This is a genomic window from Pseudodesulfovibrio sp. lm2024, from assembly GCF_051175575.1.
Classification (GTDB): domain Bacteria; phylum Desulfobacterota; class Desulfovibrionia; order Desulfovibrionales; family Desulfovibrionaceae; genus Pseudodesulfovibrio; species Pseudodesulfovibrio caledoniensis.
The window spans coordinates 534043-545000 of sequence record NZ_CP195092.1 but is presented as its reverse complement, the minus strand read 5'-3'; the positions used below and the strand labels follow the sequence as shown (position 1 = coordinate 545000).

The 10958-nt window shown below is 63.9% G+C and carries 10 protein-coding genes (1 of these 10 running past the window's edge); 9 read left to right on the top strand and 1 reads right to left on the bottom strand.

Features of this window, described 5'->3' with window-relative positions:
• Positions 1-974 carry the 5' portion of an SLC13 family permease gene (locus ACR42D_RS02455; RefSeq protein WP_484565289.1) on the bottom strand. The gene continues 271 nt to the left of window position 1, outside the view, so only the first 974 of its 1245 coding nucleotides appear in the window; its start codon is at positions 972-974; the stop codon falls past the left edge of the window.
• Between the two features lie 144 nt (positions 975-1118).
• On the opposite strand from ACR42D_RS02455, the gene dnaE reads away from it, so the two are divergent.
• From dnaE to ACR42D_RS02410, 9 genes are all read left to right on the top strand, one after another.
• Complete coding sequence (gene dnaE / locus ACR42D_RS02450; protein WP_484565288.1) at positions 1119-4673, top strand: DNA polymerase III subunit alpha; 3555 nt, start codon at positions 1119-1121, stop codon at positions 4671-4673.
• A 398-nt stretch (positions 4674-5071) separates the two neighbouring features.
• Positions 5072-5971, top strand: coding sequence for a PEP-CTERM sorting domain-containing protein (locus tag ACR42D_RS02445; RefSeq protein WP_484565287.1), 900 nt, complete (start codon positions 5072-5074; stop codon positions 5969-5971).
• A gap of 154 nt (positions 5972-6125) precedes the next feature.
• Positions 6126-6737, top strand: a complete 612-nt coding sequence (locus ACR42D_RS02440) for a hypothetical protein (RefSeq protein WP_484565286.1) — start codon at positions 6126-6128, stop codon at positions 6735-6737.
• A 45-nt stretch (positions 6738-6782) separates the two neighbouring features.
• Complete coding sequence (locus ACR42D_RS02435) at positions 6783-7142, top strand: nucleotide pyrophosphohydrolase (protein WP_484565285.1); 360 nt, start codon at positions 6783-6785, stop codon at positions 7140-7142.
• The gene (gene queD / locus ACR42D_RS02430) at positions 7142-7522 is read left to right on the top strand and encodes a 6-carboxytetrahydropterin synthase QueD (protein WP_484565284.1); all 381 of its coding nucleotides are present in this window, start codon (positions 7142-7144) and stop codon (positions 7520-7522) included. The genes ACR42D_RS02435 and queD overlap by 1 nt, the downstream gene beginning before the upstream one ends.
• Positions 7522-7785 carry a hypothetical protein gene (locus tag ACR42D_RS02425; RefSeq protein WP_484565283.1) on the top strand — a complete coding sequence of 88 codons (264 nt, stop codon included), beginning with the start codon at positions 7522-7524 and terminating at the stop codon, positions 7783-7785. The genes queD and ACR42D_RS02425 overlap by 1 nt, the downstream gene beginning before the upstream one ends.
• 2 nt (positions 7786-7787) lie before the next feature.
• On the top strand, positions 7788-8252 hold the full coding sequence (dtd, locus tag ACR42D_RS02420; protein WP_484565282.1) for a D-aminoacyl-tRNA deacylase: 465 nt from the start codon (positions 7788-7790) through the stop codon (positions 8250-8252).
• A gap of 40 nt (positions 8253-8292) precedes the next feature.
• Positions 8293-9708: a sensor domain-containing diguanylate cyclase gene (locus ACR42D_RS02415; protein WP_484565281.1), complete on the top strand. Its 1416-nt coding sequence runs from the start codon at positions 8293-8295 to the stop codon at positions 9706-9708.
• A gap of 34 nt (positions 9709-9742) precedes the next feature.
• The gene (locus ACR42D_RS02410) at positions 9743-10957 is read left to right on the top strand and encodes a CgeB family protein (protein ID WP_484565280.1); all 1215 of its coding nucleotides are present in this window, start codon (positions 9743-9745) and stop codon (positions 10955-10957) included.
• Position 10958 lies beyond the last annotated feature (1 nt).

Genomic DNA, 10958 nt, shown 5'->3' with positions numbered 1-10958 from the left:
GACAAGACCTCGGTCAGGAAGATGACCGCGCCGATGGTCAGCAGAAAAAGCAGGCGCGGGTCCATGTCGCCCTCAAGCAGCCTGCCCGCCAGGACCACGGTCCTGTGGTCCAGCCCGGTCCAGTGGACCACCCCCACCAGCACGGCCAGGGCCAGGATGAAGATCAGCCCCCGGCGCGGCACGGACTTGAGCAGCCCCCCACCGGTGAGCAGCGGCCCGGACCGTCCTCCCCCGTCCGGCGCGCGGCGGACGAAGAGCAGGTACAGGAACAGCCCGGCGAATCCCAGGCTGACAACGGGTGAGACGGCCGCGAACCCGGCCACGTTCTCCCGGGCCACGGCCTCGAGCACGAAATACCCCATGTACAGCCAGAACAGCTTCGCCCCGTAGCGCTGCCGGGCATCGGCCCCGGACCGGCCCGGACCGGACACGTCGATGACCGCGCCCCGCGCCGGACCGGGCAGCCCCAGCCCTGCGGCCACGCCCCAGGCAACCAGCACAAAGGCCGCCACCAGGGGGACGGACCACAGGAACCAGTTGAAGAAATTGAGATTGTCGCGCCCGGCCACCTCGAACAGGTCCAGGGCCGCGAAGAGCACGGCGTTGGCGGGCGACCCGATCATGGAGCCCATGCCGCCGATGGCCGCGCCGTAGATGGCCGAGCACATGAGCACCGTGGTCATGCCGGTCACGCCCCGGTCCGCGAAGTCGCGGTCCAGCCTTTTCAGCACCGGGATCAGGGTCAGCACCGTGATGGTGTTGGGGATGAACGAGGAGAGCGCGGCCGAGGCGGCGATGGTGTAGAACAGAATCCGGCGCGGATGCCCCTTGCTGCGCCGCAGCGCCCAGGCCACGAACCCGTCGGTGATCCGCGTGGCCGCCATGAGCTGGTACACCAGATACCCGCACACGAAGAGCAGGATCAGGGGCAAACGGCCCCACAGGTAGGCGGTCACATCCGTCAGCGGTTCCACAACGACTCCGGGGTATGGGTTCGACCTGTTGCAATGGACCGTCTTCACACAAGAATGTCAACTGGATCGCTTCCTTCTTTTCCGGGTGGCAGTCCCCACGGCTTTACGGTATCATCCGTATCTCAGCACAAGGAGTTCCAATAAGTGCCCGAATTCGTTCACCTTCACGTCCATACCGAATACAGCCTGCTCGACGGTGCCATCCGCATCGGGGACCTGCTTTCCAGGGCCAAGGACCTGGGCATGCCCGCGGTGGCCATCACCGACCACGGGTCCATGTACGGGGCCGTGGTCTTCTACATGGCGGCCAAGGAGCTGGGCATCAAGCCGATCATCGGCTGCGAGGTGTACGTGGCCCCGGGCGACGTGGACGAGGTGGACGCGCACCACAAGAAGGAAAAGGGCGGCGGCTACCACCTGGTGCTGCTGGCCAAGAACCAGCGCGGCTACAAAAACCTGATCAAGATCGTGTCCGAGGGGTACCTGAACGGCTTCTACTACAAGCCGCGCGTGTGCAAGAACCTGCTGAAGCAGTACTCCGAAGGACTCATCGCCCTGTCCGCCTGCCTGGCGGGCGAGGTGCCCCGCAAGCTCATGAACGAGGGGATCGAGGCGGGCGTGGAGATGGCCCGGACCTACGAGTCCATCTTCCCCGGCAACTTCTACCTGGAGCTCCAGGACAACGGCATCGGCAAGCAGACCCGGCTCAACGAGCTGCTCATCAAGTGCGCCGAGGAGACCGGCCTGCCCCTGGTGGCCACCAACGACTGCCACTACCTGACCGCCGAGGACTACGAGGCCCACGACACCCTGCTGTGCATCCAGACCCAGACCACGGTGGACGCGGAAAAGCGGTTCCGCATGGAGACCAGGGAGCTCTACTTCAAGACCCCGGAGGAGATGGAAAAGGCGTTCGCCCACGTGCCCGAGGCCATCTCCAACACCCAGCGCATCGCCGAGCAGTGCAACCTCGAGATCGAGCTGGGCAACTACTATTTCCCGGAGTACGAGCTGCCCGAGGGCGTGTCCATGAACGAGGAGTTCGACCGGCTGTGCCGGGAGGGCCTCAAGCGCCGCCTGAACACCATCACCTACGAGGTGGACGAGGACAAGTACTGGAAGCGGCTGGACTACGAGCTCGGGGTCATCAAGGAGATGGGCTTCCCGGCCTACTTCCTCATCGTTCAGGACTTCATCAACTGGGCCAAGGACCACCGCATCCCGGTGGGGCCCGGCCGTGGCTCGGCCGCCGGTTCCATCGTGGCCTGGTCGCTCAAGATCACCAACCTCGACCCGCTCCCCTACGACCTGCTGTTCGAGCGCTTCCTGAACGTGGAGCGCGTGTCCATGCCCGATATCGACGTGGACTTCTGCGAGCGCCGCCGCCTGGAGGTGGTCAAGTACTGCGCCGAGAAGTACGGCGCCGACCGCGTGTCCCAGATCACCACCTTCGGGACCATGAAGACCAAGGCGGTCATCAAGGACGTGGGCCGGGCCCTGGGCATGACCTTCGGCGAGACCGACCGCATCGCCAAGCTCATCCCGGACGACCCGGCGGTCATGGCCAAGCTGCTCGGCGTGGAAAAGGCCAAGATCACCGTGCCCAACGCGGTCAAGGCCGTGACCGAGCTGGACGACATGGTCGCCACCGACCCCAAGGTGGCCAAGCTCATCGATATTTCAACGCGCCTCGAAGGCTTGTGCCGCCACGCATCGACCCACGCGGCGGGCGTGGTCATCTCCGACAAGCCCATGACCGAATACCTTCCTCTCTACAAAGGGAAGAAGGGCGAAATCGTGACCCAGTTCGACATGAAGAAGGTCGAGAAGGTCGGCCTGATCAAGTTCGACTTCCTGGGACTGCGGACCATGACGGTCATCGAGGACTGCCTGGACATCATCCGCGAGCAGGGCAAGCAGGCCCCGAACCTGGAGACCCTGCACCTGGACGACCCGGACACCTTCGCCATCTTCGCCAAGGGCGACACGGACGGCATCTTCCAGGTGGAGTCGTCGGGCATGCGCAAGTACCTGCGCATGCTGCGCCCGGACTGCTTCGAGGACATCGTCGCCATGCTCGCCCTGTACCGGCCGGGCCCGCTGGGCATGATCGGCTCCCACGGCGTGTCCATGGTCGACGAATTCATCATGCGCAAACACGGCGAGATCGAGGTCACCTACCCGCACCCGTCCCTGGAGGAGACACTGAAGCCGACCTACGGCGTCATGGTCTATCAGGAGCAGGTCATGGCCACGGCCATGGTCATCGCCAACTACAGCCTGGGCGAAGGCGACCTGCTGCGCCGAGCCATGGGCAAGAAGATCGCCGAGGAGATGGCCAAGCAGCGGTCCCGCTTCCTGGAGGGCGCGCGCGAGAACGAGATCGACGACGCGGTGGCCAACGACATCTTCGACACCATGGAGAAGTTCGCGGCCTACGGCTTCAACAAGTCGCACTCCGCCGCCTACGCGCTGATCTCCTACCACACCGCCTATCTCAAGGCCCATTTCCCGGTGGAGTTCATGGCCGCCCTGATGTCCACGGAAATGAACAACACCGAAAAGATCATCATGTACGTCAACGCCTGCCGCGACATGGACATCAAGGTCCGCCAGCCGGACATCAACGCGGGCCAGGCGCGCTTTTCGGTCAAGGACGGGGATATCCTGTTCGCCATGGCGGCCATCAAGAACGTGGGCGAGGAGGCGATCAACGAGATCGCGGCCGAGCGCGAGGAGAACGGGCCGTACGAGAACATCTTCGACTTCTGCGAGCGGGTGAACCTGCGCCGGGTGACCAAGCGGGTCCTGGAGTCGCTGATCAAGGCGGGCGCGCTGGACTGCTTCTCCTGCTCACGGGCCGCCCTGCTCGAGGACCTGGACAAGGCCGTGGCGCTGGGCCAGAAAAAGGCCAAGGAGAAGGAATCCGGCATGCTCAACATGCTGGACATGCTCGGCGGCGGCGAAAAGAAGGACTCGGCGCACACGCCGACCTGCTCCATGTGCGAGGAGTTCGACGACCGCGAGAAGCTGACCCTGGAAAAGGAGGTCCTCGGCTTCTTCCTGTCCGGGCACCCGCTGCTGGCATACCGCCACGACATGCAGCGGCTGCGCACCGTGTCGCTGGAGGAGTGCAAGACCATCCCCAACGGCACCGAGGTCAGGGTGGCCGTGATCATCCCGGACTACAAGCAGTTCATCACCCGCAAGGGCGACCCCATGGCGTTCTGCAACGCCGAGGATCTGACCACCTACGGCGAGATCACCCTGCTGCCCAACGTCTATGCCGAGGCGCGCGAACTGCTCGACGCGGACCGCCCCCTGCTGGTCCAGGGCAAGATCGACGTACGCGAAGCGCCCGGCGGCCCCGAGGACGCGCCCAAGTCCGCCAAGATACTGGCCGACAAGATCCTGTTCCTGGCCGACGCGGCCCAGGGCTCGGACCAGCCGGTCAGCCTGTGGATCGGCGAGAAGAACGCGGTGGACCCGCACCTCAACGCGCTCAAGGCCATCCTCCAGCGCTACCCGGGCACCACCAGCGTGAACCTCGGCATCATCACCCGCGAGTCCGTGGTCAACCTGCGGCTGGGCAACGGCTGGAAGGTCTATCCGGGCCGCGACTTCTGGAAGGAAGTGGAGGCCTGGCAGAACGGCGACGCCAAGGCCTACCGCGCCGAGGCCGAGGCCGAACTCCTGTAACCCACCTTCCCCGACCCGCCGGGTGTCGAAATTACTTACAGGCCGGTTTGGTCTCAATCGACTTGTTTAAAAGAACATATTAATTCGCGCACCGCGTCACCCCGGGCGCGGTGGCGCGAACGACCGTCCGGCACGGGCTTCCCGATCCGACTCCCCCGAAGTCCGACACCGGGAGCCACCACATTTGTCGATCATATCGATAATTTTCATCTATAGCTAAACAACAGTGTAAAGTTTTTTGAAATGTCGGAAAACTTCACACCTTCCGTCGCGCCCCGCTGAAATAATTCCACAATAAAAACATTCTGTTATGCAAGGTATGCATATTGCATCGCTTATAGGCGACACAATAAACAAGCGTGCCCGGCACTGCATTCGCATACTCAAGGATGGACGCCATGAAGAGATACATACTTCCCCTGCTCATCGTTGTCGGCATGATCATCGGCGCACGGCCCGAACGGGCAGAGGCCTTGATCCTGCCCGACCTGCAAACCTCCGTGGACACCGGGTTGGCCCGCCAGTACGGCGATTTCTATTCCTATTCCCTGCCCATACTCAATTATGTGGCCTCCGGGTTCACCGACACGACACTCAACTCGGGCGACCCGTATTACGTGGCCTCCGGCCCCGGCCAGCTTGCGGACAACATCGTCATCATGACGGGCTCCCAGGCGGACGCCGTCAATACCGCGGGATTCGAAAACGCCTACGACGTGCCGAACCACTTCACCCCCTATTCCACCCTGACCTATCCCGATCCCACGGTGAACAACGGCATCTACGCGGATTCCCCGACCTCGTGGGACGCGAACATCTCCGCCCTGGTGGACTACCTGGACGGCAGCGTCCCGGTCTTCTACTTCAACAACAACGAGACCCGCAGCGCCCAGGACCTTTTCATCACCGCACAGCTCACGCTTTGGAACGGCGGGACCGTTTACGGCACCTATAACCTCATCGATCCCCTCACGCCCGACAATTACGTGCTCTCCGGAGGCGACGTCGCGTTCGACGGGGAAGTCTTCCCGCACAACCTCGGCGCCAATAACGCGGCCTACGCCGTTCTCATCCCCGAGCTCAACGACTTCCTGGACAACTGGACCGGCATCGGCGACAGCCAGTACGACATGCTCTCCCTGTCAATCAGCATGTACGACCTGGACAACGGATACGAACAGGCGTTCATCGGCCGGGGCGAAATCGTGCCCAGCACCGTGCCCGAGCCGTCCACCTGGCTGCTGCTGGGCCTGGGCCTGCTCGGCCTGCCCCTGGCCCGGCGCCTGCGCCGCCGCTAGGCCGGGCAACTCCTGCGCACCTCACGGCCCCGCCCCGGCGGGGCCTTTTTTGTTTGGTTGACAAAACGCGCCGCGCTCGCCCACCATGCACCATCGACCAAGCCCCGAAGCACGCCGCTTCCGCACACAACCTCACCATCACCGGGAAGGACGCATGAGCCGAGTCAACGAACTGCTGCAGAGGATCGAGGAACTGCAGACCGAGCTGGAACAGGAGCTGCGCGCCAAGCGCGAGGACCTCGAATTCACCATCCGTCGGCGCAAGGTCAGCTTCACCCGCGAGGTCAAGGCCAAACAGCGCGAGTTTCTCAAAAAATGGCTGGACTATGTCTACGATTCCGGCCCGCTGATCATCCTGACCATTCCGATCATCTGGGGGGCGCTGATCCCCTGCATGATCATGGACCTGGTGGTCACCGTGTACCAGTACATCTGCTTTCCGATCTACGGCATCCCCTTTGCCCGGCGACGCGACTATGTCGTCATCGACCGCCAGCACCTCGGGTACCTGAACTGGCTCGAAAAGATGAACTGCATGTATTGCGGCTATTTCAACGGTGTCATAGCCTACGTCCGCGAGGTCGCCGCGCGCACCGAGCAGTACTGGTGCCCGGTGCGCCACGCCCGCCCGGTCAAGTCCGTGCACGGCCACTACCGGACCTTCTTCGAATACGGAGACGCCCAGGGCTACCGCGAGGGGCTGGAACCGGCCCGCGAAAAGCTGGCCGACAAGCTGCGCGAGGACCTGCTGGGTAAGGACAAATGACGGCGCGCCCCTCGGCGGCCGAACCGATCAACCACGAGAGAGCACATGGATTCCCTGAATGAACTCAACGAGCGGCACCGCAAATTCGTGGAGGACCGCAACTGGCAGAAGCACCAATCGCCCAAGAATCTGGTCATGGCCCTGACCGGCGAGGTCGGGGAGTTGAACGAGCTGTTCCAGTGGCTGACCCCGGAGGAGAGCCGGGAGATTTCGGGCGAGCGCAAGCAGGCTGTGGCGCAGGAGATGGCCGACGTGCTCATCTACCTGGTCCGGCTGGCCGACGAGACGGGCATCGACCTGGTTGCGGCCGCCCACGAAAAATGCGAGATCAACGAGAGAAAGTATCCGGCCGAGGCGTTCCAGGGGAACGGCATGCGGCCGCACGAATACAAGGAGTCCAGATAATGCCCGGCAAATGGAAACTGACCATCACCCAGGATTTCTCGGCCTCGCACCAGCTGCGCAACTACTGCGGCAAATGCGAGAACATGCACGGCCACAACTTCGGCGTGGAGGTGGTGGTCGAGGGCGACACCCTGGACCCCGACGTCCAGTACCTCGTGGATTTCAAGACCCTCAAGGGGCTGACCAAGGCGGTGCTCGACCGCCTCGACCACACCCACCTGAACGAGGTGGAGTGCTTCAAGGAGATCAACCCCTCCTCCGAGAACCTGGCCATGTTCATCTACCGCAACCTCAAGGCGAGCATGCCCGAGAACGTCTCCCTGGTGGAGGTCTCGGTCTCGGAGAAGAACTCGTCCAAGGCCACCTACTGGGAAGAATGATGGCCGACGAGAAAAAAGAGAAACGCGGCGAAATCAACGGCATGTCCTACGGGAAGATCATGACTTCCCTGCTTATCCCCAAGGACGCCCGGACCAACCCCAGGCGCATTTTGAGCGGCGTCGCCTTCCTGGCCTTTGTCTGCTTCTTCGTGTTCGGCACCATGTACCGGGGCTGCACCAGCCGGAACGAATTCGGCTGCAGCCCGTCCGGCGTGGAGCAGACCGCCCCGGCCGCACCGCAGTCGCCGACGGGCGAGGGCTAGCCGTGCGCGTGGTCATCCAGCGGGTCTCGGACGCGCGCGTCCTGGTCAACGACGCCGTGGTCGGCGAGATCGGCACCGGCCTGCTCGTGCTCGTGGGCTTCGGCGCGGAGGACAAGGCGGACTTCCCCGACACCCCGGCCTGGCGCAAGATGCTCGACAAGCTCTTCAACCTGCGCATATTCCCGGACGAAAGCAGCAAGCTGAACCTGTCCCTGGCCGACACCCGGGGCGATCTGATGCTCGTCTCCCAGTTCACGCTCTACGCGGACTGCAAGAAGGGGCGGCGGCCCTCGTTCACCGACGCCTGCCACCCCTACATCGCGGAATCCCTGTTCGAGCGGTTCGTCGACGACGCCCGCAAGCTGGCCCCGGCCGGATTCGCCACGGGCCGCTTCGGGGCCGAGATGCACCTGGATTTCACCAACTGGGGGCCGGTAACCATCATCCTTGATTCGGACGAGCTTTAACCGGCTTGCCTCCGGGCCGTCCCTTGCCTACACTGCCGCCATGTCCGTCAAGACCAAGCTCATCGCCGCCCTGACCCTGATCCTGCTGGTCGCCTTCCTGGCCACCAGCCTGATCAACTACTCCTTCACCCGAGCCACGGTCAGGGAAGAGCTGCTCAACTCCGCCCTGCCCTTGACCGGAAAGAACATCTATTCCGAAGTCCACGCGGACATGCTCAGGCCCATCCTGGTCTCCACCTCCATGGCCAACGACGCCTTTCTCAAGAACTGGATCAAGTCCGGGGAGAAGGACCTCGGGGCCATCACCCGCTACCTCTCCGGCCTGCGCGACAAATACGGCTTCCTGACCACCTTCTTCGTCTCGGCCGTCACCGACAACTACTATTACCAGGACGGCATCCTGAAGAAGATCGGCCCGCGCGACCCGCACGACGTGTGGTACTACGCCTTTGTGCGCAAGAGAGTGGAATTCGCCCTGGACGTGGACACCAACCAGGCCGAACAGAATAAGCTGACCATCTTCGTCAACTTTCGGGTGGAGGACGAAAACGGCAGACTTCTGGGCGTGGCCGGGGTGGGCATCAACATCGACCGGGTCACCGGCCTGTTGGAGAAGGCCCGCCACGACTACCACCGCGAGGTCTATCTGGTGGACCGCGACGGCCTGGTCCAGGTCCACCGCGACAAGTCCCGCATCGAACGCTACTACATCACCAAGGCCGGAGGCATCCGCGAGGTGGCACCGGCCATCCTCGTGCCGCGCGACGACTCGCGCAGCTTCCAGTACGACTGGGACGGCGAGCACTACCTTCTCTCCACGCGGTACATCCCGGAGCTGAAGTGGTTCCTGGTCGTGGAGCAGAGCGAATCCTCGGCCCTGGCCTCGGCCCGCAACAACCTCGTGCGCACCGTGGTCATCGGCCTGCTCGCCTCCATCCTGATCATCGTGCTCTGCTCCATCACCATCAACCACTACCAGGGCCGCCTGGAAAAGCTGATCAAGACCGACCCGCTCACCGGGGCGGCCAACCGCCGCGCCCTGGACGAGGCCTTCGGGCAGTTCGCCTACAAGGCGGACCGCTACGGCACGCCGTTCTCGGCGGTCATCATCGACCTGAACAAGTTCAAAACCATCAACGACGAGTACGGCCACCTGGTAGGGGACGACGTGCTCAAGGAAGTGGCCGACACCACACGTAGGATCATCCGCCCGACGGACATTCTGGCCCGCTGGGGCGGCGACGAGTTCCTGATCCTCATGGACGGCGGGGTTGGTGAGGCCAGGGCCCTGACCGAGCGCGTGTCCCGCGCCCTGTCGGACGAGGAAAGGGGCATCCCGATCACTTTCAGCCACGGCCTGACCGGATTCCGGGGGGGTGACACCCTGGAGTCCATGACCCACCGGGCGGACCAGGCCATGTACCGGGCCAAGGCCCGCGAAAGCCGGGACCTGTAGACAAAATCCCAACCGGCCGATAGAAAAGGGAATCATGCAAGCATCCCCGACCAGTTGGCCCAGATTCCGGGGCGCGGCCCCGCGCATCCTGCTGCTCACCAGCCAGTATTTCCTCATCGGCGAGCTTGCGGCCGCCTGCGAACGGCTGAACGTGGATCACCTGCTCCTGGACTTCGGCACCCGGGAGATGGACCTCGACGAGTTCGTGGCCGCCATGACCGAGGCGTTCGAGACCTTCCGCCCGGACTTCGTGCTCACGGTCAACCACCTGGGTGTGGACCGCGAGGGCGTACTTGCCTCCCTGCTGCAAAAATACGACCTGCCCCTGGCCTCCTGGTTCGTGGACAACCCGCATCTCATCCTCGGGGTGTACAAGCACCTGTTCGAACCCCGCACCGCCCTGTTCACCTGGGACCTGGACACCGTGGCCCCGCTTACGGACATGGGGTTCCAAAACGTCTTCTACCTGCCCCTGGGCGCGGACCCGACCCGGCTCGTGCCGCACCGCGCCGAACCCGTGCAGGAGTGGCGCGCGCCCGTCTCGTTCGTGGGCAACTCCATGCTGACCAAGACCCTGATGCGCGCCCGCGCGGCCAATCCGTCCGAGCACCTGTTCCGGGCGGCCATGGAGGTGGCCAAGGCGTTCGCCCTGTCCGACGCCCAGCTGGCCGGGCCGTTCATGGCCGAGCATTTCCCCGAGGTCCGGGCCGCGTACAAGGGGTTTGGCGACCCCGGCCGCGAACTGGCCTTCGAGACCTTCGTCACATGGCAGGCCACCCTGCTCTACCGGCTGGACTGCGTGGCCCGCATCCTGCCCTTTGAGCCGCTCATCGTGGGCGACACCGGCTGGCAGGAGCTGCTCTCGGCGCAAAGCGGCTGGCGCTACCACCCGGAGCTCTCCTATTACGACGACCTGCCCGACTTCTACCCGTTGAGCGACATCAACTTCAACTGCACCAGCCAGCAGATGAAGGGCGCGGTCAACCAGCGGGTCTTCGACGTGCCCTGCTGCAACGCCTTCCTGCTCACGGACCACCGCCGCCAGGTGGAGGACCTGTTCGAGCCCGGCGTCGAGATCGTCTGCTACGCAAGCCCGAACGACATCCCCGCGCTGGTCGAGCGCTACCTGGCCGACCCGGTGGCGCGGGCCAGGGTGGCCGCGGCGGCGCGCAAGCGGGTCCTGGCCGAGCACACCTACGACCACCGCATGGCCCTGCTCATGGAGACCATGCGCAAGACCTTCGGGTAGG

Bases quoted from the DNA above. Each gene is read 5' to 3' on its own strand.
- ACR42D_RS02435 (WP_484565285.1), top strand. From the start codon at position 6,783: ATGGATTCCCTGAATGAACTCAACGAGCGGCACCGCAAATTCGTGGAG.
- ACR42D_RS02410 (WP_484565280.1), top strand. From the start codon at position 9,743: ATGCAAGCATCCCCGACCAGTTGGCCCAGATTCCGGGGCGCGGCCCCG.
- ACR42D_RS02425 (WP_484565283.1), top strand. From the start codon at position 7,522: ATGGCCGACGAGAAAAAAGAGAAACGCGGCGAAATCAACGGCATGTCC.
- ACR42D_RS02440 (WP_484565286.1), top strand. From the start codon at position 6,126: ATGAGCCGAGTCAACGAACTGCTGCAGAGGATCGAGGAACTGCAGACC.
- ACR42D_RS02415 (WP_484565281.1), top strand. From the start codon at position 8,293: ATGTCCGTCAAGACCAAGCTCATCGCCGCCCTGACCCTGATCCTGCTG.
- queD (WP_484565284.1), top strand. From the start codon at position 7,142: ATGCCCGGCAAATGGAAACTGACCATCACCCAGGATTTCTCGGCCTCG.
- ACR42D_RS02445 (WP_484565287.1), top strand. From the start codon at position 5,072: ATGAAGAGATACATACTTCCCCTGCTCATCGTTGTCGGCATGATCATC.